Source organism: Polynucleobacter wuianus, assembly GCF_001659725.1.
Lineage (GTDB): Bacteria > Pseudomonadota > Gammaproteobacteria > Burkholderiales > Burkholderiaceae > Polynucleobacter > Polynucleobacter wuianus.
The window spans coordinates 523,783-548,036 of record NZ_CP015922.1 but is presented as its reverse complement, the minus strand read 5'-3'; the positions used below and the strand labels follow the sequence as shown (position 1 = coordinate 548,036).

Genomic DNA, 24,254 nt, shown 5'->3' with positions numbered 1-24,254 from the left:
TAAATAAATATGAGTATCGTCGATAACAAAAAAGCCTTCTTCGATTATTTTATCGAGGAGCGCCTTGAGGCAGGGCTAGTGCTGGAGGGCTGGGAAGTTAAGGCCATCCGCGCTGGTCGCGTGCACATCAAGGAGGCGTATGTCGTTATTCGCAAGGCGGAGCTTTTCCTCATTGGCTGTCACATCACCCCCCTGCTATCAGCCTCCACTCATATCGTCCCAGATAGCACCCGAACCAGAAAACTACTTCTTAATGCCATTGAGATTCGTAAACTGATTGGCAAGGTTGAGCAAAAGGGCTATACCCTAGTACCGCTTAACCTGCATTTCTCAAAAGGTAACGTCAAGTGCGAAATCGGCCTAGCCAGAGGGAAAAAACAGCATGACAAGCGTGCTGCAACTAAAGAGCGCGAGTGGGAAGTTCAAAAAGGACGTATCGCTAGAGGCGATTTAAACGCTTAAAACTGGCTTAGACTGGCCTCAGAGCTAGTATCTGAGCATTTATGCACTTATATAGTGCAATATAGCACCAAGCTGCTTCAAATTGCTATAACGAGTTTTCTTAAAGGCATTAGTTTCTAACTATGAAATTGCCTTTTGACGAAATGCTCGACGCCGCAGGCAAAGCGCGTCCCCACTACCAAATTTTTCACAACTGGTTAAAGCAACAGAGCGATACCCTCATGGGCCTGAAACGCGCTGAAGCCGACCTTATCTTTAGACGAGTAGGCATTACCTTCGCCGTCTATGGCGATGATTTAGGCTCAGAGAGGACCATTCCTTTCGATCAAGTGCCACGCATTTTTACCGCTAAGGAATGGGAACAACTTGAAGCAGGTTTGCGTCAACGCGTTAAGGCCCTGAATCGATTTATCTATGATGTTTATCACGATGAAGAAATTATCAAGGCGGGTATTGTTCCTGCCGAACAAATTTATAACAATGCGCAATATCGTCCAGAGATGCGTAACGTTAGTGTGCCGCGCGACATCTATGCGCAGATTGCTGGTATTGATATTGTGCGCGCAGGTGAAGGTGAGTTCTACGTTCTAGAGGACAATTTACGCGTACCTTCTGGTGTGTCTTACATGGTTGAAGACCGCAAGATGATGATGCGCCTCTTCCCCGATCTCTTTCAAAAATATCGTATCGCTCCCGTTGAACACTATCCAGATCTTTTGCTGGAGTGTTTGAAGTCAGTTAAACCAGATGATGTTAAGAAACCAAATGTGGTTGTGCTGACACCAGGCATGTATAACTCTGCTTATTTTGAGCATAGCTACCTTGCCCAACAAATGGGTGTTGAATTGGTGGAAGGCAAAGACTTATTTGTGAAGAATGAGCAAGTCTTTATGCGTACCACGCAAGGTCCTGAGCGAGTTGATGTGATCTATCGCCGCGTTGATGATGACTTCTTGGATCCATTGGCATTTCGCTCTGACTCTACATTAGGAGTTGCAGGATTGTTATCAGCACATCGCGCCGGTAATGTGACTTTGGCAAACGCTATTGGTACGGGTATTGCCGATGACAAATCTATCTACCCTTACGTGCCAGAGATGATTGAGTTCTATCTCGGTGAGAAACCGATTCTGAATAACGTACCCACATTTCAATGCCGCAAGCCAGATGATTTGGCATACACCTTGGCCAACTTAGAAAAGTTAGTGGTGAAGTTGACCCATGGTGCTGGTGGTTACGGCATGTTAGTTGGTCCAGCATCAACCAAAGCAGAGATTGAAGAATTTAGAACGCATTTAATTGCCAATCCTGATAAATACATCGCTCAGCCCACTTTGGCGCTCTCGACATGCCCAACCTTTGTTGAGTCAGGCGTGGCTCCAAGACATATTGATTTGCGTCCATTTGTTCTCTCTGGAAAAACCATCAAGATGGTTCCAGGCGGTTTAACCAGGGTTGCCCTCAAGGAAGGCTCTTTAGTAGTGAACTCCTCCCAAGGTGGCGGCACTAAAGATACCTGGGTATTGGAAGAGTGAGAGAAGAGTAAGGGAAACTAGAGAAAATGTTAAGTCGTACCGCTGATTGTCTTTATTGGATGGCTCGTTACACAGAACGTGCAGAAAACACTGCTCGCATGTTGGACGTGAATCATCAAACCTCTCTATTGCCGCAACCTACTGAGTTTTTAGAACAAAGTTGGAAGAAATTACTCACCATCTCCAAATTGGAAGATGCCTTCATGAGCAAATATGACGTTGTCAATCGGGAGAATGTCTTGGATTTCATGATCTATGAAACCAGCAATCCATCAAGCATTGTCTCCTGTCTTTATGCCGCCCGTGAAAACGCCCGCGTGATCCGAGGCAAGATTACTTCTGAGGTATGGGAAACCCAAAACACCACTTGGCTTGAACTGCAACGCATTCTTGAGGCAAGACATCAGGCCGATCCAAGCAGATTACTCGAGTGGGTAAAACACCGTTGCCACCTCTTTAGGGGTGTGATGCATGGAACCATGCTGAAAAACGAGGCTTTCTACTTCATTAATGTAGGAACACTTCTGGAGCGTGCTGATAATACAGCCCGCATTCTAGAAACGAAATATGAAGATCAAGCCGCACTGAAGGTATTGAGCTCTAACAAAACTGCTGAGGATGGTACTGATGGCGAGTTTTTTGATTTTTATCACTGGGCAGCACTGTTGCGTTCCGTTTCTGCTTTTGAAATCTACCGCCAAATTTACTCCGATCAAGTAACGCCCAAACAGGTCGCCCAACTCTTGATCTTTAATAAACAGATGCCTCGTTCACTAGTCTGCTGCGTGAATGAATTGATCCCACTTATTTCTGAAGTCAAGAATCAACAGTCCAAAGAAATTGAACGCTTACTAGGCAAGCTCAAGGCAAGCCTAGATTATTCTGATATTGACGAGGTTTTTGAACAAGGGCTAGAAGAGTTTATTGAAGCCTTCTTAGAGCGCATTAATCACATTGCAGATGAGTTTAGTAATGCTTATCTCATTCCACTGGCAGTGGCCTAAGACTTCATAAAGAATATATGCACCTAAAAATTCGTCATCGCACTGAGTATAGGTACGAAACACCAGTACGCTACTCCATCCAAGAGTTACGCTTAACGCCACCCGCAACAGCTGGACAGCAAATTGATAAGTGGAAAATTAATACTCCGATTAAGGCATCTAATTCGATAGACACCTTCGGCAACATTTGCAGCGTCTTTGTGCAAGAGAGTCCATATACCTCGATGATGATTGAAGCTGAGGGAGAGGTCCACACGCAAGATGTATCTCAGTTCTCGGATGATGCAAAGGCAGTTTCTCCTTACTACCTTTTGCAGCAAACTAACCTGACTGAGCCGACAGATGAAATGTTGGAGTATTTCTCATATAGTCTTCCAAAGAAAAATTCAGTGGATCAAGTGCTTAAATTGGCTGAGGCAATTCAAGGATTAATTGCCTACTCACCAGGGAAAACAAACTTTGCCACTACCGCAGTCCAATCCTTCGCCATGAAATTAGGGGTTTGCCAAGATCACGCCCATATCATGCTGGGATTATGTCGTGCATCCAATATTCCTGCGCGATATGTCAGTGGTTATTTCTTTGCTGAAGAATCCCCTAATCTTGCTAGTCATGCATGGGTTGATTTTTGTAGCGATATTGATAAAGGCATATGGACCAGTATTGACATCACCCATGCCTGTGTAACAGATGCGCGGCACATACGTCTAGCAATTGGGCGAGACTATTACTCCGCCGCCCCTGTAAAAGGCGTTCGCTCAGGTGGTGGTGGTGAAGAACTTAGCGCGTCCATCTCCATTCAACGATTACCCTGATACCGATTTCAGCGATAATCCTTAAAAATTATTTAAAAGGTTAAGGGTATGACGTATTGCGTTGGGCTGTGCTTAAAAGATGGTCTTGTTTTTCTATCTGATACCCGTACCAATGCTGGCGTAGACCAAATCGGCACTTTTAGAAAAATGACCTTGTTTCAAAAGGATGGGGATCGTTTTTTCACACTCATGAGCGCTGGCAATCTTGCCATTACCCAAGCCGTTAAAGAGATCTTGCTTCAGGGCCAACTACTGAATGGCAAGAATCTATGGACTGTTAGCAACGCGCATGATGCTGCTGTCGTAATTGGAGATGCAATTAAGCAAGTGTATGAGCGTGACCATGAAGCGCTTGAGAAAGCGGGGATTGATTTCAATTGCAACTTGATCTTTGGTGGCCAAGTCAAAGGTGAAAGACCGCGCTTATTCAACATCTACTCTGCCGGAAACTTTATTGAGGCGACTCCCGAGACTTGCTATTTTCAAATTGGAGAATCTAAATATGGAAAACCAATTTTAGATCGTGTCTTGAGCTTCACCACCCCATTAAATCTTGCTACCAAGTGTGCATTGATCTCCATGGATTCGACGCTAAACAGCAATATCTCAGTGGGTCTACCACTAGATCTTTTGGTTTATGAAAAGAACTCCTTAAAAGCAGACAAACTCGTCACTATGGACGATTCAAATCCTTACTACAAAATGATTCATCAGTTGTGGGGCGAAAAGCTTCGTGCAGCATTTAACTCCATTAGTGAACCTAGTTGGAGTGGCGCACATAAATCTAGCGCTATTTCAGCGCCTGCCAAAAAAATGGGGCCAATTCCGATTCATCATCAGCCGCCAAAAGCTAAAGCAACTAAATCGACCAAAAAAGTCGCCACCAAAAGGCCAACTAAACGCGCGAATACCAAACGAAGTCCGTCTACTACGAAGGTTGTTAACAAGAAAAAAGCCTAGATCCAATCTAGGCTTTTTAATGCACCACTTCGATAGATATTGATTGCTTATTAAGCTTTCAAACTCTTACCCAACATTTCCCAAGTCTCTACTACGCTATCTGGGTTTAGAGAGATAGAAGTAATACCTTTCTCTACCAACCAGCGTGCAAAATCTGGGTGATCTGATGGCCCTTGGCCACAAATACCTACGTACTTATTTTGTTTACGACAGGCATCAATTGAACGAGCAATCATGAATTCAACTGCAGGATCACGCTCATCAAAGTCAATTGCCAACAATTCCATGCCAGAATCACGGTCAAGACCTAGCGTGAGCTGAGTCATATCGTTTGAACCAATAGAGAAGCCATCAAAGTATTCAAGGAATTGATCCGCAAGAATTGCGTTTGATGGGATTTCGCACATCATGATGAGACGTAAGCCATTTACGCCACGCTTGAGACCAAACTTCTCCATCATCGCAATCACGCGCTGAGCTTGAGGAATGGTACGAACAAACGGAACCATAATCTCTACGTTATCTAAGCCCATATCTTCACGAACACGCTTCATTGCTGAGCACTCTAGAGCAAATGCCTCACCAAACTCTTCAGAAACGTAACGAGATGCGCCACGGAATCCCAGCATTGGATTTTCTTCATCTGGCTCATAACGTGAACCGCCAATGAGCTTCTTATATTCATTAGATTTGAAGTCGGATAAACGCACAATCACTGGCTTTGGATAGAAGGCCGCAGCAATTGTGGAAACACCCTCAACCAACTTATCTTCATAGAACTGACGTGGGCTAGCGTAGCCACGAGCAACGCTCTCTACTGCGCGCTTAAGATCAGGATCAATATTTGGATACTCGAGAACAGCGCGTGGATGTACACCAATATAGTTATTGATGATGAACTCGAGTCGAGCTAGGCCAACACCAGCATTCGGAATCTGACAGAAATCAAATGCCAATTGAGGATTACCAATGTTCATAGTGATCTTCACTGGAATTTCTGGCAGTACACCGCGAGAAACTTCAGTCACTTCTGTTTCGATTAAGCCATCATAGATATGACCTTCATCACCTTCTGCACAAGAGACTGTAACCACCATGCCATCTTGAAGTTGCTCAGTAGCATCACCGCAACCAACGACTGCAGGAACTCCTAACTCGCGAGCAATAATTGCTGCGTGACAAGTGCGGCCACCACGGTTCGTCACAATTGCAGAAGCACGTTTCATCACTGGCTCCCAGTTCGGGTCAGTCATGTCGGCAACCAATACATCGCCCGGCTGAACACGATCCATCTCACTTGGATCACGAATGATGCGAACAGGGCCCGCTCCAATTTTTTGACCGATTGCACGGCCTTTTGCTAATACCTTAGAGCTACCCTTTAACTTGTAACGCATCTCGACTTGGCCAGCAGCTTGACTCTTTACAGTCTCAGGACGGGCCTGGAGAATATAGATGCGACCATCTTGACCATCCTTACCCCACTCAATATCCATTGGACGGCCATAGTGCTTCTCAATAATGACCGCATATTTAGCCAACTCAGTAATGTCTGCATCTTCCAATGAAAAGCGATTGCGCTTCTCGGGGGTGACATCAACGGTTTGCACTTTCTCAGCAGAACCTTTGGGTGCAAATTGCATCTGAATTAACTTGGAACCTAGCGCACGGCGAATGATGGCTTTTTTACCTTGTGCCAAAGTAGTCTTGAATACATAAAACTCATCTGGGTTAACCGCACCCTGAACAACAGTCTCACCCAAGCCATAACTTGAGGTAATGAATACAACATCTTCAAAACCAGACTCAGTGTCCAAGGTAAACATCACGCCAGCAGCGCCGAGGTCAGAGCGCACCATACGCTGGATACCAGCAGATAGAGCTACTTCAGCATGGGCAAAACCTTTATGAACGCGGTAGGAGATAGCGCGATCGTTATATAGAGAAGCAAATACTTCACGGATCTTCTTGAGAACATCTTCAATACCTTCAACGTTCAAGAAAGTCTCTTGCTGGCCAGCAAAAGAAGCGTCCGGGAGATCTTCTGCAGTAGCAGATGAACGCACAGCAAAGGATCCTTTGCCAGAATCATCCAAGGTCGCAAACGCCTTGCGAATTTCTTCATCAAGCTTTGGCTGAAATGGGGCTGTTTCGATCCATTGACGAATCTCAGCACCTGCTTGCGCTAATGCGCGCACATCATCAATATTGAGGCCTTCCAAGCGCTGTTGAATGCGCTCAGTCAGATTGTTATGTTTTAAGAAGTCACGAAATGCCAGCGCAGTAGTGGCAAAACCAGTTGGTACACGAACCCCAGTTGAGGCTAACTGAGAAATCATTTCACCTAATGAAGCATTTTTACCGCCGACTGACTCAACATCGGTCATGCGAAGTTGCTCAAAAGGCAATACATAGGCATCTGCCACACTGCTATTTTGTTGCTGTTGGTTGGACATAAAATACTCTCTAAGGATAAGGAAACTGTTCTAGCTATCGCCTAAAATGCGACTTACTTTAATATGATTCTATTGTAGTGCTGACCCCCACTTTTAGGCCAAATTGATGTCTACAGAAACCCGTATTGTTTTTATCGTCTCAGACGGCACAGGCATTACCGCTGAGAACTTTAGCCAGTCGATTTTGGCCCAATTTGAGGCCACTTTTAAGCACATACGGGTCCCTTTTGTAGATAGTGTTGATAAAGCCCACGATGCCGTCAGCAGCATCAACCAGGCGGCCAATAAATATGGGGCCCAACCTATCGTGTTCACTACTTTGGTGAATTCTGAACTCAACTCTATCGTCGCAAAGGCGAATGGCTTAATTTTGGATATGTTCCAAACTTTCGTAGCCCCGCTAGAGGCCGCCCTTGGCATGAAATCCACTCATGCCATGAACCGCCTTCACCATAATGCAGATACTGAAGCCTATAAAAACCGGATTGAAGCAATTAACTATTCCCTGGCCCATGATGATGGGCAGTCGAACCAAAACTTGGCTGAGGCAGATGTGATTTTGGTGGGTATATCTCGGGTTGGAAAGACCCCTACAAGCCTTTACCTAGCCATGCAATATGGCTTGAAGGCAGCCAACTACCCCTTAATACCCGAAGACTTTGAGCGCGGTCAACTCCCTAAAGATTTAGCACCTTACCGTCAAAAGATCTTTGGCCTCATGATTGATGCTGAACGTCTCTCAGAGATTCGCAATGAACGTCGCCCCGGGAGCAACTATGCCAAGCTTGAGAACTGTCGCTATGAAATCAATGAGGCAACCGCGATGATGAAGAAGCAATCCATCCCTTGGGTGTTGACCACTAGCAAATCAATTGAAGAAATTGCTACAACTGTTTTGCAGGCTATTAAGTCAGATAAAACGATCTTAGGTTAGCCATCTTGGTGGACCTTACTACGTCTTACACGCGCTGTCTCAAATAGACAAATTGCTGCGGCAGTAGATACATTCAAAGACTCTACGCGTGGATCAATCGGAATCGATATACCCTTAGCTTGCGCCAAGATCTTTTCAGAAACGCCCTGACCTTCGCTACCCATCACCCAGGCTACTGGATGTAATAAGTCATTCTTTAATTGATAGAGGTCACATTCAGCATCCGCTGTAGCAGCCAACATTGGCGCGGTTACAGCACTCAATACTTGCTGAGTAGACCATCCTTCATAAAGATCCAAAAGACGATGCGCACCCATACCTGCACGCAAGACCTTGCTAGACCATAAATGAGCGCAGCCAGTTAAGGCTAGCACTTTCGTAAAGCCCGCCGCCGCTGCTGTACGCAAGATAGAGCCCACATTGCCAGCATCTTGCACGCGATCTAGGATGATGACATCACCCTCTAGGGTTGAAATCGATTGTGGTGGAGTAAGGCAAGATTGGGGGAGGTCTAATAGACCCGCAATATGTGGTGCACTCACTAAATTACTTAGTAAATCCCATAAAGCGCTATCCAATTGATACACCTTGGCATCAGGGCAGATCTCAATATGAGCATAAACTGCTTCAACAATCTCGTCATTCTTAAGCCCCACTTCTGAGGTCAGTATTGTCTTGAGTGCGGGATCACCTACCCAAGTTTGTATGAGGTGGATACCTTCGAGCAAGGCATGACCACCTGTCAATCTTGCCTTTTGGCCCTTGGCACCTGTAGCCTGTAAGAGTCGAATCTCCTTAAATAAAGGATTTTCTTTTGAGGTGATGAGATCAAAGTTCATATCAATTTACCGAGCAATTGCTTCAAGCACTTTGCGCACAGGCGAAAAACTTTTGCGATGTTCAGAGCAAGCACCAAATTGCTGAAGTGCTGCAAAGTGCGCCTCGGTTGGATAGCCCATGTGTTGCGCAAAACCATATTCTGGATGGCGCTCATGCAGGATTTGCATTTGGCGATCTCGCGTTACCTTAGCCAAGATAGAAGCAGCAGAAATTGCGGGCTCCTTCGTATCACCTTTAATAATTGCTTCCGCAGCAATCGGTAACTCTGGACAACGATTACCATCAATCAAAGCTTTATCTGGCCAACCGCCTAATCGCGTTGTTAAATCCTCAATAGCGCGCCGCATGGCTAACATCGTAGCTTGCAATATATTGATCTCATCAATCTCAGCAGGACTAGCTTCGCCTACGCCCCACGCTTTTGCTTTATCCATAATTTGTTCATACAAGAACTCACGCTTTGCTGACGTCAACTTTTTGGAGTCTTTTAAACCCTCAATGGGAATATGCGGATCGAGTACCACCGCACCAGCAACTACTGCACCAACCAAGGGGCCACGGCCTGCTTCATCTACCCCACAGATCCAAACCAAGCTCATGAGCTTGCTCGCTGTTTGTGGGTATTTGTGATCGTTTGTGCAACTGCTTGAGCCACCAATAAACCTGTTGGGCGCCGTAAAGTTTCATGCATTTGAGAAAAACGTTCTTTAAGCTTTGCAACTTTTTCTGGATTATTGAGCCAGTCTAGAATGGCTGCGGATAATTTTTCTGCAGTAGCATCATCTTGCAAGAGCTCTGGAACTACGAACTCGCCACAGAGGATATTTGGCAAACCTACATAAGGTAAATATCCCTGACGCTTCATAATTTGTGCTGTCAGCCAGGGCACCTTATACGAAATCACCATTGGCTTTTTCCACAAAGCCGCTTGCAGCGTTGCTGTACCGCTAGCAATCAGCACAACATCAGATGCCTCAAGCACTTCATCTGCCATGCCATCTAACAAATGTATCTGAATATCAGGATTACTCTTTTTTGTGTTTAACAATAACTGTTCAAGCGGCTCTCGCAATCTTGGCGTTGCTACTGGAATTAAGAAATGTAGCTTCTGCCCCTTTAATTTATGAGTAAGCAAATTCATCGTTTCAAAAAAGACGGGAGCAATCAACTCAATTTCAGAGCCTCGGCTACCGGGCAATACGGCAATCACTAGGCCATCAAGTTCATTGGCGGGAAGCTGCAATGTCCTAGCAATCTTTTCGCGGGCAAGTTGTGGATTTGGTTCAAGTGGAATTTCACTAGCAAGCGGATGGCCAACATAGGTGGAAGCTACACCCGCTCGATCATAAATTTCTGTTTCAAAGGGAAAGATACAGAGCATACGGTCGACTGCTTGCACAATCTTTTTGATTCGCCCTGCTCTCCAAGCCCAAATCGATGGTGAAACGAAATGCAAAGTAGGAATACCTGCCTTGCGCAATTGAAGCTCAACCCCTAGATTGAAGTCCGGAGCATCTATTCCTAAAAAAACATCTGGGCGACCCTCGCCCAATAGCTTGGCAATCAGCTCTTTACGCAATCTCAAGATAGCAGGCAACTGTTTAATGGCTTCAACGTAACCACGCACACTTAAGGTTTCCATAGGCCAATGTGAGTGCATGCCCTCTGCCTGCATGCGAGGACCGCCAATGCCATAGACATCAAGGCCAGCCATATCTGGAATTTGATTTAATGCACTGAGAACTGGCGCAGCGAGTAAGTCACCAGAAGGTTCGCCAGCTACACAAGCTAACTTTGGCAAAGTATTCCTATCGTTACCGAATAATGCCGCGTGTGGAGGCGGCAATAAAATCATGGAACTGAGCAAGTTTTTCAGCAGTCGCCTGGTCAGCAGCATTTGCCACAACCATTTTCTGAATCTCTACTTTTGCCTCTTCAAAACTTAAACCATCCTTATAGAGGACTTTGTAAGCCTGACGCAAAGCCGAGATTGTTTCACTTGAAAAACCGCGACGCTTTAATCCCTCAACGTTAATGCCATGAGGGGAAGCTTTATCGCCAGCAGCAATCACAAATGGAGGAATGTCTTGCACCAAGGCCGATGCACCACCCAGCATGGCATGCTGCCCAATGCGCACAAATTGATGCACACCAGACATGCCACCCATAATCGCCCAATCATCTACCTGAACATGACCAGCAATTTGAGCATTGCTTGAGAAAATCGTATGGTTACCAACTTGACAGTCATGCGCTATATGAACATAGGCCATGATCCAGTTGTCATTACCAATGCGAGTAACGCCCTCGTCTTGAGATGTACCTGTGTGTATCGTTGTGAACTCGCGAATCGTATTGCGGTCGCCAATAATGAGCTGGGTTGGCTCGCCGCGGTATTTCATATCCTGAGGAGGGCCGCCAATTGCAGCGAAGTGAGCAAAATTGTTCCCTGCACCAATCGTGGTGTAACCCTCAATTACAGTATGCGATCCTACTTTGGTGCCGGCGCCAATTTTGACATTAGGGCCAATCACCGAATAGGGGCCAACCTCCACATCGCTAGCGAGCTCAGCTTTGCTATCTACTGCAGCAGATGCATGAATCCGAGTCATTACGCGCCTTTCGTACGAACCGCACAAGTGATATTTGCTTCAGCAACAATCTCTCCATCAACCGTTGCTTGTACGGCAAACTTATAGATACCAGCACGTCCACGCTCTAACTTCGCAGTCATGATCAACTGATCACCAGGCAATACTGGCTTTTTAAAGCGTGCTCCATCAATACCTGCAAAGTAATAAATAGCATCTTCAGCACGCTCTTCAGAAAAAGTGAGTAGTGCAGCAGTTTGCGCCAATGCTTCAATAATCAGTACACCGGGCATTACTGGAAAATCTGGGAAGTGCCCTTGAAAAAAAGGCTCATTCATAGTCACATTTTTAAGTGCAGTAATTGTTTCACGAGGAGTAATCTCTAGTACGCGATCTACCAACAAAAATGGATAGCGGTGTGGCAACAACTGGAGAATCTTATTGATATCGATCGCAATTGGAGTGCTCATAATTACCTACTTAAAAGTTAATATAAATTGAATAGCGAATTGGCCTCAGGACCCTGAATTCTTATTTTTATCCAATAAACGCAAGCGTTGGCGTATTTTATCTAGGCCACGCAGAATCGCAGCATTTTTCTCCCAAGCGCTATGGAGCATGGATGGATAAACCCCTGTGAAATGCTGTCCTGGCTCGATAATCGAACGAATAATCGAGGTATTTCCAGAAACTGTTGTTCGATCAGCAATGGTCAGATGGCCAGCAAAATTTGCCGCTCCGCCAATAATGCAGAAATTACCGATTTTTGTGCTTCCGGAAATTGCAGCGCAGCCTGCAATAACGCAGCAATTACCAATAACCACATTATGAGCAATCTGAGCTTGATTATCAATTTTGGTTCCATTACCAATAACGGTATCACTCATTGCGCCGCGATCAATCGTCGTAGATGCGCCAATTTCTACGTCATTACCAATGACAACATTACCTGTTTGCGGGATTTTGACCCACTCTCCGCCTGTTGAGGAGAAGTCAGGGGCAAACCCAAAGCCATCAGCACCAATGACAGCGCCACTATGGACAATACATCGTTCGCCAACTTGAGTGCCCTGATAAATCGATACAGATGGATAAATTAAGGTATCGTTAGCAATCGCACTATTTCTAGCAATCGTGGTACTACCCAAAATACAAACACGCTCACCGAGTTTTACGCCTGCTTCAATTTGTACAAACGGTCCAATGTGGCAAGATCCTGGAATAACTACTGTTGGGTCTATCACAGCGCTTGGATGGATTCCAGCGGCGTATAAAGGCGTACTTTGTTTTGCAAAAAACTGTGCCATCCTTGCAAATGTTGCATAGGGATTTTTTGAGACAAAATAAACGCGCTTATCTGAATTAGGTCCCTTGATTTCTTGCAAGAAATCGAAATCCGCCTTGCTAACAATTAAGGCCCCAGCCTGACTCTGAGAAGCCTGTTGGCGATATAAAGGATTGGAGAGGAAGGAGATTTGATCTTGTTGCGCAGACTCTAGTGGGGCTAACCCAATAAAAGCGCAGGAGGCCTCCCCCATCAAGCTTGCTTGAAACTGTTCGGCCAGCTCAATGGCGGTCGGCATAAAACTTACTTCTGGCTATTTAAAGCCTTGATGACATCATCGGTGATGTCAGACTTTGGATTAACAAAAGCCGCTTCTTGAACAATGACATCTAATTTTCTTTGTTCAGCAATTTGACGCAAAACCAAGTTTGCTTTCTCAGCAATTTTTGCACGCTCTTCAAATGTACGTTGGTTCAAATCCTCAGTAAATTCACGTTGCTTGCGTTGCAACTCGCGATCTTGATCCGCTAATTCACGCTGACGACGCACACGCTCTGCCTCATTCATTATGGCGCCATCTTTATCAAGCTTTTCAGCAGCCGCCTGAATTTTTTGAGCGCTGTCACGTAACTCATTTTGGCGCTTTGTGAACTCATTTTGCAAACGGGTTTGCATGGCTTTTGCCAAATTAGACTCATTAAACACTTTTTCAGAATTCACTACCGCTACACGAGTACCAGCATCTTGTGCAAACGCTTGCAAGGTTGCGAAATAAAATATTGTGGCAACCAGACTAACTTTAATTAAATTTGAAAATTGATGCTTCATAACACTTTCCTTGAACAATTAAAACGCCGTACCCACCTGGAACTGCAAACGCTGAATATTATCCGTTGGTTGAGACTTAATCGGGATACCGTAGCTAAACTTCAAAGGCCCCAGCGGTGATATCCATGATAAACCCAAACCGTATGAGTACTTGAGGACTAAATTGATATTTTGCCCAAACGCATTACCGCCGTCGACGAAGGTAAATACACGAAGAGTTTTGTCCACGCCTGATCCAGGCACAGGAACGGTATACTCAACGTTAGTCACGATCTTAGACTGACCACCCGTTGGCTGATAGGCGCCAATCACAGTGTTGTAGTACTGCGGCCCCAATGAACCTGGAGCATATCCACGAACTGAGCCAATACCACCGACATAGTAGTTTTTAGTAATTGGGAATGGATTGCTACCGTAGGCCTCACCATAACCGACCTCACCATTAAATGACAGGATGTTACCCTTAGAGAATGAATGGTACTTCTGGTACTGACCATACAGTCGATAGAAGGTCATATTGCCGACAGGAGTTCCAACCTCAGCAGAAAGCTGCTGCAATGAACCATCCGAGGGAATGAGCGCACTATCACGACCATCGCGCGACCAGCCTACGGTCAAGGGTACGTTATAGGTGGTCAAAGTTGCAGGGTACCCAGGCGCAGCGATTCCGTAGCTTTGCGCATAATTTAAATACGGTATTGGCGTATTAACCGTTGTTTGAATCTGAAAGGCTTCAATGCCTGTTCCAAAAAATACACGATCCACTTCTGTGTAAGGAACACCAAACTTGATATTCGAACCAACAGATTTAATCTGATAATCAGGGTCGCCTACGTAATACAAAGGCTTGGATGAGCGATAGTACAAATCGGTGTAGCGACTAATGCCATCCTCTGTAAAGTAAGGGTCATAATTCGATAGTGTTAGATTTTGATTAATCTTGCCTACAGAGGCATTTAAACCAACAGAAGTTCCAGTTCCAAAGGCATTATCTTGGTTGATACCAGCAGACAGAATTAGCTTCTCTGTTGAAGAAAAGCCCGCGCCAATAGTTATTGCTCCAGTTGGCTTTTCGGTAACCTTCACATTGACATCGACTTGATCTGGAGATCCAGGTACGTCCTCAGTAGTGATATCTGTTTCGGTGAAGTATCCCAATCTTCCCAAACGCTTTTTAGATAAATCAATCTTGTCACTATCAAACCATGAGCTCTCGAATTGACGCATCTCACGACGAATCACCATATCACGCGTTTTTGCATTTCCAGAAATCTCTACTTTGCGAACATATATTCGACGACCCGGATCAATAACCAATGTAAGGTCAACCTCTGCCAACTCACGGCGAATATCGGGCTGTGGATTAATGGTTGCAAATGCGTAGCCATATGAACCCAAGACCTCAGCTATGGCTTTAGTACTCTCCGTTAAGCGGGCAGATGAGAATGTATCACCTGGTTTCAGAACGATTAACTGCTTAAACTCAGCTTCTTTACCTAAGAGTTCACCGGCAAGACGAACATCTTTTACAGTGAATTTTTTGCCTTCACGAATGCTAATTGTCAGGTATATCCCCTTTTTATCGGGGGTAATGGAAACCTGAGTAGATTCAATCACAAACTCCAAATAACCACGATTCAAATAATAGGAGCGAATCGTTTCCAAATCAGCGGTCAGCTTTTGTTTTGAATAGAGATTGTCTTTGCTATACCAAGATAACCAGCCGCCAGTTTTTAGTTGCATCTCGCTCTTGAGGGTACCCTCGCTAAATGCCTCATTACCAATAAAGTTAATTTCCTGAATCTTTGCAGTTGGACCTTCGTCAATATTGAAATACACAGCAACTTGGTTACGTTCAACCGGGGTAACTGTTGCAACTACCTCTGCCGCAAACATCCCCTTACCAATATATTGGCGCTTTAATTCCTGTTCAGCCTTATCGATTAAGGCTTTATCGTAAAAACGGGCTTCAGCCACGCCAACAGTCTTCAAGGATTTACGAACTATTTCAGGATCAAATTCCTTCATCCCAGTAAATTCAATTCTGGAAATAGTTGGGCGCTCTTCAACAATGACAATTAGCACATCACCCTGAGCCTGAATTTGTACATCCCTAAAAAAGCCAGTGCTGTAAAGAGCCTTGATTGCCTCTGCACCTTTTTCTTCGGTGAATTTGTCACCCACTTGAACGGGTAGGTAACTAAATACCGTGCCTGGTTCAACACGCTGCAATCCTTCAACACGAATGTCTTTCACAACAAATGCATCAGCAGCATATGCATTGAGACTTAAGCTGATAGCCATAGCAAATAGCAGTCTAGCTAAAAATCGTACAAATTTGGTAGGAGATGAAGTAAGAAAATTCAAGGCGACAAATAGCGTTGTAAATCGTTAAACAAAGCTAGTAGCGATAACGAAATCAGTAACAAAAAACCCACTTTTTGGAACTGTTCCTGCATCGAAATCGAAATACGCTTTCTAGCAACCAACTCCCATGCATCATACAGGAGCTGACCCCCATCAAGCATGGGAAAAGGGAGTAAATTAAGCAACCCAATACTGATACTAATTAATGCTAAAAACGCTAAAAAGGGTTGCCAGCCCACCCGGGCTGACTTGCCGGCCATATCAGCAATACTCAGCGGGCCTCCCAGCTGCTTTATAGAGGTTTTTCCACTTAGCATTCCCATCATCAGCCTGAGGGATACCTTACTAATTAGCCAGACCCTTTGGCAGGAAAAGCCCCAAGCTTCAATAGGATTCAACTTGAGCTCATCCCACTCATCCAAAGGGGTGGCACGAGGCAAGAGACCCAGACTTCTCAAGGGGTCGTTATCAGGGGTAATTTTCGGCAAATCCCCAATGCCAAATGCTTTGACCACATTGGCGCCACTAGGATCCCGCAACTCCAGAGCAAACCCAGACCCCCCTGTTAGAGCATCCATTAGTTGCCAACGTAATGCATTCCAACTGGGAACCGGGGTAAATTCCCCAGAAATGGGCACAACCCTGGGACCAAGATCCTGCCACCCGATCACCCTATCCCCATCAGTCACGCCCAATTTAGCCGCCACCGAACTTTCGGGGGGACTTTGCAAAACAGCAGGAAGTTGCGGCACCCCTGATATGTAGATCATAGTAAATAGCGTTACGGCCAAGAAAAAATTGGCCAATGGCCCTGCCGCCACAATCAAAGAGCGCCGCCAAAGAGGCTTTTGATCGAACGATTGAGACTGGTCTTCTATAGCAATTTGCTGAGAGCGATCTCGACCATCTAATAATTTAACGTAGCCGCCTAAAGGAATTGAGGACAACATCCATTCTGTTTTATTTTTAGTGCGATAAGTAAAAAGGGGCTTGCCGAAACCAACAGAGAATCGAAGTACTCGAACTCCACATAAGCGAGCAGCCAAGAAGTGGCCAAACTCATGAAAGCTTACTAACACGCCGAGGGTTAATAAAAAAGCGCCGAGAGTAATTAATGCTTGCAAATAAAACCTCGATTAATAAATCTTCTTTTACAGCGACTGAATAAACTCATATGCCGTTTTCCTGGCTTGAGTATCGACACTTAAAACCGTCTCTAAGGATTCAGTATCTACAGGTGAAATAGCATTCAAGGTCTTCTCAACAACCACAGGAATCTTCAGATATGGAAGGCCTTCATCCAAAAATGCTGACACCGCAACTTCATTGGCAGCATTTAATACCGTTGGAGCTGTGCCGCCCGCCTTTGCAGCCGCAAAAGCCAAGGAAAGACAGGGAAAACGCGCCAACTCTGGTTCTGAAAAATTGAGGTTTGCAAGTTGAGTTAAATTCAAAGGTGCCACACCTGCATCAATTCGCTCTGGCCATGCTAAACCATAAGCAATCGGAGTACGCATATCGGGCTGACCTAATTGTGCCAATACTGAACCATCACGATAGCGCACCATTGAGTGCACTACGCTTTGCGGATGAATCAACACTTTAATTTTTTCAAGCGGCAAACCAAATAACCAATAGGCCTCTATTACCTCGAGCCCCTTGTTCATCATCGTCGCTGAATCTACTGAGATTTTTCTACCCATTACCCAGTTCGGATGAGCGCATGCTTGATCCGGAGTAATGTTTGCCAGCTCCTGAAGCGGTGTATTTCTAAAAGGTCCGCCAGATGCAGTTAGCCATAATTCTTCAACACCAAGATTTGCATGAGGTGCTTTGGTAAATTCGTTTGGCAGACACTGGAAAATGGCATTGTGCTCGCTATCTATTGGAAGCAGTTCACCGCCACCGGCTTTTATAGCCTGCATAAATAAGTTGCCCGACATCACCAGCGCTTCTTTATTGGCTAGTAGCACTCTTTTGCCAGCTTTTGCTGCGGCTAGAGCGGGAACCAAACCTGCGGCGCCGACAATTGCCGCCATAACCGTATCGCAACCAGAATCTGTGACTGCGGCTACTAAGGCTTCAGGACCATACAAAACTTGCGTCTGGATATTTTTCTCGCCCAATATTTTCTGTAAGCGAGTTGCATCACTTGCGTCAGATACAACGGCAATCGCAGGCTTAAATTCGATACACTGCTCAGCCAAACGCTCAACTTGTTTGCCAGCGGTTATTGCCACCACTCTAAAGCGATCTGGATGCGCACGAATTACATCCAGCGTATTAATACCAATTGAGCCCGTTGAGCCCAGGATTGCAACTTGCCTCACCATTAGATTAGGCCTGCAAGTAAAGCTGCAATCGGCATCGTGGGTATTAATGCATCCACGCGATCCAATACCCCGCCATGTCCTGGCAACAAATGACTACTATCTTTGACTCCAGCCAAGCGTTTTAACTGCGACTCAAAAAGATCCCCAAAAACACTAAAGGCAGTTAAGACTGTCACCATCAAAAACATTGGAATCCAACCAAAGCGAATAGCCCAAGCTCCAAACAGAGTGGAATCGAATGGTAAGAAAAAGACGCACGCTAAGGCATATATGTAAGAAAGAACAAGGCCACCAACAGCGCCTTCAACTGACTTGCCTGGACTAATTTGTACAGCCAATTTGCGCCTACCAAAAGCCTTACCAACAAAATATGCGCCAATATCTGCAACCCATACCAAAGCCATTGAACTTAACAAGAAGACTAAGCCTAACTCGCGTAAGAAAACCAGTGCAAACCAAGTCGCTGGTAGCAATATCAAACCGAGTACAACATAAAAAGGACGCAACTTTTGTATAGAAAGATTCATGCCCTTGGCAAGAATAAAGGGGGCAATAAAAAACCAAAAGATCACCGCCAAGAGCAATAGGGAAAATTGCCAACTGACATTTTGCATGCCCAATAATAAAATGATTACCAAACAAAAGAGTGCGTAAAGATATGCAGCACGGGCTGCCCCGGGTGCCAATAGACGACTCCATTCCCAAGCAGCAGCTAGCAAAGCTACCAAGAAGAATGCTCCGATATAAGCCGCTGGCAATAAAAATAAAATAGGCAAGAGAACTGCCAGTAAAACAAGGGCAGTAATTACTCGAGTTTTTAACATATGGAGTAGTTCAAGAAATTACACTGCATCGCTCATCACTTGCGAAGCAAGCTGAGCACTGGTGCGCCCAAAGCGACGCTCGCGCTGACTAAACCAATCAAACGCTTTATGTAACTCAGCCTGATCAAAGTCTGGCCACAAAACATCCGTAAAGTACAACTCTGTATAAGCTAATTGCCATAGCAAAAAGTTGCTAATACGTTGCTCACCACCGGTGCGGATAAATAGATCTGGCTCTGGGGCGTAAGCCATCGAAAGATGGGGCTGCAATAAATCCTCACTCACGTCTTCAGACTTTAAGTTCGGATTAGCAGTTAAGCAACGACGCATGGCCTGCAGAATATCCCAGCGTCCGCCATAATTTGCTGCAATGGTGAAAGTCAAAGCTTTGCAACCAGCAGTCTTTTCTTCAGAGAACTGCACCATTTCCTGAATAGCACTATCAAAACGACTCAAATCACCAATCAAGCGCAAGCAAATATCATTTTCAGCAAGACGTGATACCTCACCCTTGAGGGACTTAAGAAACAACTTCATCAGAAAGCCAACCTCTTCTGGGGGGCGACGCCAGTTTTCAGAACTAAAGGCGAACACTGTCAGATACTCAACGCCAATGCGACGGCACTCTTGAACAATCTTACGGACTGCACTTAAGCCTTCAGAGTGGCCAGCCACCCTAGGCATCATGCGCTTACTTGCCCAACGCCCATTACCATCCATAATGATCGCTACATGGCGCGGTATAGCACTTACCTCTGGAATTGCCTGAGTGGAGCTAAGGTGTTGGGTCATAAAAAATCAAATGTGACCAGACCTTAAACGGTCATGATCTCTCTTTCTTTTTCAGCAATGATCTTGTCGATATCAATTACCGCTTTATCGGTCATCTTCTGAATCTCATCGGTAGCACGACGCTCTTCGTCCTCAGAAATTTCTTTCTCCTTAGTTAAGCGCTTAAGATGTTCGTTTGCGTCACGACGCAAGTTACGCACAGCAATTTTCGTATCTTCACCTTCGCTCTTTACAACTTTCGTGAGTTCGCGGCGACGCTCTTCAGTTAATGCAGGCATTGGTACGCGGATGACGGTGCCTTGTGAAGCTGGATTTAAACCCAAATCCGAATCTCGAATCGCCTTCTCCACCACTGCAACCATAGTCTTCTCAAATGGTTGCACATTAATTGTGCGAGCATCCGCTAAACCCAAGCTAGCCACTTGACTGAGTGGTGTTGGATTGCCGTAATACTCAACTTGAATATGCTCCAAAATTCCTGGATTAGCTCGACCGGAACGAATCTTCGCCAAATTAGATTTCAAAGCCTCGAGAGACTTTTCCATCTTTTGATTGGTATTAGTTTTAATTTCTGCTGCGGACATCAGGCCTCCCTTTAAACGTGTACCAAAGTACCTTCAGGCTCACCTTGCACTACCCGCATTAATGCGCCCGGCTTGAGTATTGAAAATACTTTGATTGGTAATTTGCGGTCACGACACAGTGCAAATGCAGTAGCATCCATGACTTGTAGATTTTTGATGAGGCACTCATCAAATGTAATGGTCTTATATAAAGTAGCACTAGGATCCTTAACTGGATCAGCGCTATAGATACCGTCAACCTTAGTTGCCTTGAGCATGACCTCGACACCCATCTCGGCGCCACGCAAGGCAGCAGCAGTGTCGGTAGTAAAAAAGGGGTTACCGGTACCAGCAGCAAAGATGACTACCTTGCCTTCACTCATCGCGCGAATCGCGCGTGGACGAATGTAAGGTTCAACCACTTGATCCATTCTTAATGCAGATTGAACGCGCGCCTCAACCCCTTTTTGACGCAATGCATCTTGCAGAGCGAGAGAATTCATCATGGTAGCCAACATACCCATGTAGTCGGCTGTAGCTCGATCCATGCCCGCTGCCCCACCCGCAACACCGCGGAAAATATTTCCGCCGCCAATAACAATTGCGAGTTCAACACCGCTATTAACCACTTGAGCAATTTCAGAAACCATGGAATCAATGGTGACCGGATTGATGCCAAAAGCATCATCCCCCATTAGGGCTTCACCAGATAATTTAAGGAGGACGCGTTTGTAGCCTGGCATGTTTTTATTTTCCGTAATTTGCTGAGTACTTTTCATACTTAGCTTATTGATCTTTAAGCACTTTTTAATATCTCCACCAAATTATAAAGGGCTTGGGAAAGATCAAACAAAAGGGCTTAGAAACTAAGGTTTCTATGCCCTTTTGAGTATTACAAATTAGCTGGGGTAAGCCCCGAATGGCTAATTAAACAGTGGCTTTAGAAGCAGCAGCCACCTGAGCAGCAACTTCAGCTGCAAAGTCGTCTTGACGCTTCTCAATGCCCTCGCCTACAACAAACATAGTGAAACCTTTCACGTTTGTATTAGCAGCCTTCAGCATTTGTTCAACAGTTTGCTTGTCGTTTTTCACGAAAGTTTGGTTCAACAAAGAAACCTCTTTGAGGTACTTCTGAATAGAACCCTCAACCATCTTCTCAACGATTTCTGGTGGTTTGCCAGATTCAGCTGCCTTTTGAACAGCAACGCTACGCTCAATCGCAATGGATTCAGCAGGAACGTCAGCCATAGACAAAGCAACTGGCTTCATTGCAGCAACGTGCATAGCAACATCTTTAGCGGCAGTGTCATCACCTTCAAACTCAACCACTACGCCAATACGGGTACCGTGAAGGTAAGAAACCAACTTGTTGTTACCAGAAAAACGCTTGAAGCGACGTGGCATGATGTTCTCGCCGATCTTACCGATCAATGCGCTACGAACTTCATCAACGGTTTGACCATTCAATGGCAACGCTAACAATGCAGCAACGTCAGCTGGACTCTTTTCAGCAACCAATTTCACGCAGTCATTAGCAAAGGCCAAGAAATCATCGTTCTTAGAAACAAAGTCAGTTTCGCAGTTCACTTCAAGCAATGCACCAGTAGAGCCATTGATAGAAACGGCAACAATACCTTCGGCAGTTACACGTGAAGCTGCTTTACCAGCTTTGCTACCAAGCTTAACGCGCAAAATTTCTTCTGCACGAGCCATATCACCATCAGCCTCAGTCAAAGCCTTTTTGCACTCCATCATCGGAGCATCAGTTTTGGCGCGTAAATCGCCAACCATTGCAGCGGTAATAGCGGCCATTATTCAGCCTTCCCTTCTTCAACAAACTCTTCTTCACACTCTTTAACTGCTGTCAAGATTTCTTGAACAGAGTTAGCCTTACCCTCGAGGATTACATCTGCAATGCCACGTGCATAGAGGGTTACAGCTTTGCTTGAGTCATCATTACCAGGAATGATGTAATCAACACCTTCTGGTGAATGGTTGGTATCAACAACCGCAATCACTGGAATACCAAGCTTGTTGGCTTCAGTAATAGCAATCTTGTGATAACCGACGTCCACTACGAAAATCGCATCAGGAACACCGTTCAAGTCTTTGATACCGCCAAGCGCTTTTTGCAACTTATCGAGATCACGATCGTTAGTCAAAGCTTCTTTCTTAGAAAGCTTTTCCCAGTCGCCAGCTTCTTTAGCAACTTCCATGTCTTTCAAGCGCTTCAATGAACCTTTAACGGTTTTGAAGTTGGTGAGTGTGCCACCCAACCAACGGCTGTCGATGTAAGGCATACCAGCACGAGTTGCTTCTTCAGCAATGATCTCGCGTGATTGACGCTTGGTACCAACAAACAAAATCGTGCCACGATTAGCAGCAACTTGTTTTGCAAATTTCAGGGCGTCCTGAAACATTGGCAATGTTTTTTCCAAGTTGATGATGTGGATCTTATTACGATGACCAAAAATAAATGGGGCCATCTTTGGGGACCAGAAGCGCGTTTGGTGACCAAAATGGCAACCGGCTTCCAGCATTTGACGCATAGTTACTGACATAACTTCTCCTAAGGGTTGGTTCTAAAGTTGAGCCCTAGCTGCGCTAAAAAACGCCACCCTGGAAGGCTCAACTCGCGATTTCAAGTCCAAAATAGACCCGAGAGTTAATTATAGCTTAGATATCAAGGCTCTAGCTGGCACACCTTTGGTCTAATGAGGATTGCAATACTCTGAAATCTAACTTAGGGTACTCAAAATTGAGGTAATTGCCTATTTTTTAAGCAAATCAGATCAACCAAAACCCTCCAAGTCGTTGATAATCCAGGCATGAATAGTGTATTTACCGCAGAAAAAGACATCCGAGGGATGCGTGAGGCTGGCCGCTTGGCTAGCGAAGTTTTGGATCATGTGGCCCCTCATGTGAAGGCTGGCATTACTACGGGCGAACTGGATCGTATTTGCCACGAATACATGCGTGAGGTTCAAAAAACCATTCCGGCGCCACTGAACTATCAACCACCTGGTTATCCACCTTTTCCTGCATCAATCTGCACCTCAGTGAATGATGTGATTTGCCATGGCATTCCCGGAGAAAAAGTTCTCAAGAGTGGAGATGTTGTCAATCTCGACATTACCGTTATCACTCCCGACGGTTATTACGGCGATACCAGTCGCATGTTTATGGTGGGCGAAGTTTCAGTAATGGCCAAACGCCTCACGCAAATTACCTTTGAATGTATGTGGCTTGGTATTGCGCAGGTGAAACCTGGTGCATCGCTTGGCGACATAGGTCACGTGATTCAAACGCATGCAGAAAAAGCAGGTTACTCAGTTGTTCGGGAATACTGCGGTCATGGCATTGGAAAAGTGTTTCATCAAGACCCACAAATCCTTCACTACGGTCGCCCTGGCACTGGTGAAAAATTGCAAGCAGGCATGACATTCACTATTGAGCCGATGATCAATGCTGGTAAAAGAGATATCCGCACCATGCCCGATCAATGGACAGTCAAAACAAAAGACCGCAGTCTCTCTGCACAATGGGAACACACCCTGCTAGTCACCCAAACTGGTGTTGAGGTGCTTACCTGGTCTGAAGGAAGCAATCCGCCACCAAACTGCGTTAAAGACCTCAACTTTCGGCCCGCAGCAGCAAACGTTTAA

General features: G+C 45.3%; 24 protein-coding genes. 7 read left to right on the top strand and 17 right to left on the bottom strand.

Annotation, left to right across the window (positions count from 1 at the left end; genetic code table 11):
* Window positions 1-9 precede the first annotated feature (9 nt).
* The 5 genes from smpB (at window position 10) to A8O14_RS02895 (ending at window position 4,776) form a co-directional block, all read left to right on the top strand.
* The gene (smpB, locus tag A8O14_RS02915) at window positions 10-462 is read left to right on the top strand and encodes an SsrA-binding protein SmpB (RefSeq protein ID WP_068948141.1); all 453 of its coding nucleotides are present in this window, start codon (window positions 10-12) and stop codon (window positions 460-462) included.
* A 122-nt stretch (window positions 463-584) separates the two neighbouring features.
* Window positions 585-1,997 carry a circularly permuted type 2 ATP-grasp protein gene (locus tag A8O14_RS02910; RefSeq protein WP_068948140.1) on the top strand — a complete coding sequence of 471 codons (1,413 nt, stop codon included), beginning with the start codon at window positions 585-587 and terminating at the stop codon, window positions 1,995-1,997.
* Window positions 1,998-2,023: 26 nt separating this feature from the next.
* Window positions 2,024-3,001, top strand: a complete 978-nt coding sequence (locus A8O14_RS02905; RefSeq protein WP_068948139.1) for an alpha-E domain-containing protein — start codon at window positions 2,024-2,026, stop codon at window positions 2,999-3,001.
* 17 nt (window positions 3,002-3,018) lie between these two features.
* Window positions 3,019-3,816: a transglutaminase family protein gene (locus tag A8O14_RS02900; RefSeq protein WP_068948138.1), complete on the top strand. Its 798-nt coding sequence runs from the start codon at window positions 3,019-3,021 to the stop codon at window positions 3,814-3,816.
* 48 nt (window positions 3,817-3,864) lie between these two features.
* The gene (locus A8O14_RS02895) at window positions 3,865-4,776 is read left to right on the top strand and encodes a proteasome-type protease (RefSeq protein ID WP_068948137.1); all 912 of its coding nucleotides are present in this window, start codon (window positions 3,865-3,867) and stop codon (window positions 4,774-4,776) included.
* Between the two features lie 50 nt (window positions 4,777-4,826).
* Here A8O14_RS02895 and ppsA read toward each other — a convergent pair whose 3' ends face one another.
* Window positions 4,827-7,232: a phosphoenolpyruvate synthase gene (gene ppsA, locus A8O14_RS02890; protein ID WP_068948136.1), complete on the bottom strand. Its 2,406-nt coding sequence runs from the start codon at window positions 7,230-7,232 to the stop codon at window positions 4,827-4,829.
* A 106-nt stretch (window positions 7,233-7,338) separates the two neighbouring features.
* On the opposite strand from ppsA, the gene ppsR reads away from it, so the two are divergent.
* Complete coding sequence (ppsR, locus tag A8O14_RS02885) at window positions 7,339-8,166, top strand: posphoenolpyruvate synthetase regulatory kinase/phosphorylase PpsR (protein WP_068948135.1); 828 nt, start codon at window positions 7,339-7,341, stop codon at window positions 8,164-8,166.
* Here the strand turns inward: ppsR and A8O14_RS02880 are convergent.
* The 16 genes from A8O14_RS02880 to rpsB all read right to left on the bottom strand — a co-directional run bounded on the left by A8O14_RS02880 (window position 8,163) and on the right by rpsB (window position 23,150).
* Entirely contained in the window at window positions 8,163-9,005 is an 843-nt protein-coding gene (locus tag A8O14_RS02880; protein WP_068948134.1) for a TrmH family RNA methyltransferase, read from the bottom strand. The genes ppsR and A8O14_RS02880 overlap by 4 nt on opposite strands.
* Before the next feature lie 6 nt (window positions 9,006-9,011).
* Window positions 9,012-9,605, bottom strand: a complete 594-nt coding sequence (rnhB, locus tag A8O14_RS02875) for a ribonuclease HII (protein WP_068948133.1) — start codon at window positions 9,603-9,605, stop codon at window positions 9,012-9,014.
* Entirely contained in the window at window positions 9,602-10,861 is a 1,260-nt protein-coding gene (gene lpxB, locus A8O14_RS02870) for a lipid-A-disaccharide synthase (protein ID WP_068948132.1), read from the bottom strand. Before lpxB ends, rnhB begins: the two co-directional genes overlap by 4 nt.
* A complete protein-coding gene (gene lpxA / locus A8O14_RS02865; protein WP_068948131.1) occupies window positions 10,821-11,618 on the bottom strand; it encodes an acyl-ACP--UDP-N-acetylglucosamine O-acyltransferase in 798 nt (265 codons plus the stop codon). The genes lpxB and lpxA overlap by 41 nt, the downstream gene beginning before the upstream one ends.
* Window positions 11,618-12,067 carry a 3-hydroxyacyl-ACP dehydratase FabZ gene (gene fabZ, locus A8O14_RS02860; RefSeq protein ID WP_068948130.1) on the bottom strand — a complete coding sequence of 150 codons (450 nt, stop codon included), beginning with the start codon at window positions 12,065-12,067 and terminating at the stop codon, window positions 11,618-11,620. The genes lpxA and fabZ overlap by 1 nt, the downstream gene beginning before the upstream one ends.
* 45 nt (window positions 12,068-12,112) lie before the next feature.
* The gene (gene lpxD / locus A8O14_RS02855) at window positions 12,113-13,180 is read right to left on the bottom strand and encodes a UDP-3-O-(3-hydroxymyristoyl)glucosamine N-acyltransferase (protein WP_068948129.1); all 1,068 of its coding nucleotides are present in this window, start codon (window positions 13,178-13,180) and stop codon (window positions 12,113-12,115) included.
* Between the two features lie 5 nt (window positions 13,181-13,185).
* A complete protein-coding gene (locus tag A8O14_RS02850) occupies window positions 13,186-13,710 on the bottom strand; it encodes an OmpH family outer membrane protein (protein WP_068948128.1) in 525 nt (174 codons plus the stop codon).
* Window positions 13,711-13,728: 18 nt separating this feature from the next.
* Window positions 13,729-16,014, bottom strand: coding sequence for an outer membrane protein assembly factor BamA (gene bamA, locus A8O14_RS02845; protein ID WP_068948127.1), 2,286 nt, complete (start codon window positions 16,012-16,014; stop codon window positions 13,729-13,731).
* A gap of 59 nt (window positions 16,015-16,073) precedes the next feature.
* Window positions 16,074-17,201, bottom strand: coding sequence for a M50 family metallopeptidase (locus A8O14_RS02840; RefSeq protein WP_068948126.1), 1,128 nt, complete (start codon window positions 17,199-17,201; stop codon window positions 16,074-16,076).
* A gap of 27 nt (window positions 17,202-17,228) precedes the next feature.
* Entirely contained in the window at window positions 17,229-18,407 is a 1,179-nt protein-coding gene (gene ispC / locus A8O14_RS02835) for a 1-deoxy-D-xylulose-5-phosphate reductoisomerase (protein ID WP_216217811.1), read from the bottom strand.
* Window positions 18,408-18,409: 2 nt separating this feature from the next.
* Window positions 18,410-19,234 carry a phosphatidate cytidylyltransferase gene (locus tag A8O14_RS02830; RefSeq protein WP_068948124.1) on the bottom strand — a complete coding sequence of 275 codons (825 nt, stop codon included), beginning with the start codon at window positions 19,232-19,234 and terminating at the stop codon, window positions 18,410-18,412.
* 18 nt (window positions 19,235-19,252) lie between these two features.
* The gene (gene uppS, locus A8O14_RS02825; RefSeq protein ID WP_068948123.1) at window positions 19,253-20,026 is read right to left on the bottom strand and encodes a polyprenyl diphosphate synthase; all 774 of its coding nucleotides are present in this window, start codon (window positions 20,024-20,026) and stop codon (window positions 19,253-19,255) included.
* A 23-nt stretch (window positions 20,027-20,049) separates the two neighbouring features.
* The gene (gene frr / locus A8O14_RS02820; protein ID WP_068948122.1) at window positions 20,050-20,610 is read right to left on the bottom strand and encodes a ribosome recycling factor; all 561 of its coding nucleotides are present in this window, start codon (window positions 20,608-20,610) and stop codon (window positions 20,050-20,052) included.
* Window positions 20,611-20,621: 11 nt separating this feature from the next.
* A complete protein-coding gene (gene pyrH, locus A8O14_RS02815) occupies window positions 20,622-21,332 on the bottom strand; it encodes a UMP kinase (RefSeq protein WP_068949682.1) in 711 nt (236 codons plus the stop codon).
* A 184-nt stretch (window positions 21,333-21,516) separates the two neighbouring features.
* A complete protein-coding gene (tsf, locus tag A8O14_RS02810; RefSeq protein ID WP_068948121.1) occupies window positions 21,517-22,401 on the bottom strand; it encodes a translation elongation factor Ts in 885 nt (294 codons plus the stop codon).
* A complete protein-coding gene (gene rpsB / locus A8O14_RS02805) occupies window positions 22,401-23,150 on the bottom strand; it encodes a 30S ribosomal protein S2 (RefSeq protein ID WP_068948120.1) in 750 nt (249 codons plus the stop codon). Before rpsB ends, tsf begins: the two co-directional genes overlap by 1 nt.
* A 267-nt stretch (window positions 23,151-23,417) precedes the next feature.
* Here rpsB and map point away from each other — a divergent pair, with 267 nt between their 5' ends.
* Window positions 23,418-24,254, top strand: a complete 837-nt coding sequence (gene map / locus A8O14_RS02800; protein ID WP_068948119.1) for a type I methionyl aminopeptidase — start codon at window positions 23,418-23,420, stop codon at window positions 24,252-24,254.

What these genes read in the sequence shown, in the direction of transcription:
- smpB (WP_068948141.1), top strand. Translation starts at nt 10, where the DNA reads ATGAGTATCGTCGATAACAAAAAAGCCTTCTTCGATTATTTTATCGAG.
- A8O14_RS02910 (WP_068948140.1), top strand. Translation starts at nt 585, where the DNA reads ATGAAATTGCCTTTTGACGAAATGCTCGACGCCGCAGGCAAAGCGCGT.
- A8O14_RS02905 (WP_068948139.1), top strand. Translation starts at nt 2,024, where the DNA reads ATGTTAAGTCGTACCGCTGATTGTCTTTATTGGATGGCTCGTTACACA.
- A8O14_RS02900 (WP_068948138.1), top strand. Translation starts at nt 3,019, where the DNA reads ATGCACCTAAAAATTCGTCATCGCACTGAGTATAGGTACGAAACACCA.
- A8O14_RS02895 (WP_068948137.1), top strand. Translation starts at nt 3,865, where the DNA reads ATGACGTATTGCGTTGGGCTGTGCTTAAAAGATGGTCTTGTTTTTCTA.
- ppsA (WP_068948136.1), bottom strand. Translation starts at nt 7,232, where the DNA reads ATGTCCAACCAACAGCAACAAAATAGCAGTGTGGCAGATGCCTATGTA.
- ppsR (WP_068948135.1), top strand. Translation starts at nt 7,339, where the DNA reads ATGTCTACAGAAACCCGTATTGTTTTTATCGTCTCAGACGGCACAGGC.
- A8O14_RS02880 (WP_068948134.1), bottom strand. Translation starts at nt 9,005, where the DNA reads ATGAACTTTGATCTCATCACCTCAAAAGAAAATCCTTTATTTAAGGAG.
- rnhB (WP_068948133.1), bottom strand. Translation starts at nt 9,605, where the DNA reads ATGAGCTTGGTTTGGATCTGTGGGGTAGATGAAGCAGGCCGTGGCCCC.
- lpxB (WP_068948132.1), bottom strand. Translation starts at nt 10,861, where the DNA reads ATGATTTTATTGCCGCCTCCACACGCGGCATTATTCGGTAACGATAGG.
- lpxA (WP_068948131.1), bottom strand. Translation starts at nt 11,618, where the DNA reads ATGACTCGGATTCATGCATCTGCTGCAGTAGATAGCAAAGCTGAGCTC.
- fabZ (WP_068948130.1), bottom strand. Translation starts at nt 12,067, where the DNA reads ATGAGCACTCCAATTGCGATCGATATCAATAAGATTCTCCAGTTGTTG.
- lpxD (WP_068948129.1), bottom strand. Translation starts at nt 13,180, where the DNA reads ATGCCGACCGCCATTGAGCTGGCCGAACAGTTTCAAGCAAGCTTGATG.
- A8O14_RS02850 (WP_068948128.1), bottom strand. Translation starts at nt 13,710, where the DNA reads ATGAAGCATCAATTTTCAAATTTAATTAAAGTTAGTCTGGTTGCCACA.
- bamA (WP_068948127.1), bottom strand. Translation starts at nt 16,014, where the DNA reads ATGGCTATCAGCTTAAGTCTCAATGCATATGCTGCTGATGCATTTGTT.
- A8O14_RS02830 (WP_068948124.1), bottom strand. Translation starts at nt 19,234, where the DNA reads ATGTTAAAAACTCGAGTAATTACTGCCCTTGTTTTACTGGCAGTTCTC.
- uppS (WP_068948123.1), bottom strand. Translation starts at nt 20,026, where the DNA reads ATGACCCAACACCTTAGCTCCACTCAGGCAATTCCAGAGGTAAGTGCT.
- frr (WP_068948122.1), bottom strand. Translation starts at nt 20,610, where the DNA reads ATGTCCGCAGCAGAAATTAAAACTAATACCAATCAAAAGATGGAAAAG.
- pyrH (WP_068949682.1), bottom strand. Translation starts at nt 21,332, where the DNA reads ATGCCAGGCTACAAACGCGTCCTCCTTAAATTATCTGGTGAAGCCCTA.
- tsf (WP_068948121.1), bottom strand. Translation starts at nt 22,401, where the DNA reads ATGGCCGCTATTACCGCTGCAATGGTTGGCGATTTACGCGCCAAAACT.
- rpsB (WP_068948120.1), bottom strand. Translation starts at nt 23,150, where the DNA reads ATGTCAGTAACTATGCGTCAAATGCTGGAAGCCGGTTGCCATTTTGGT.
- map (WP_068948119.1), top strand. Translation starts at nt 23,418, where the DNA reads ATGAATAGTGTATTTACCGCAGAAAAAGACATCCGAGGGATGCGTGAG.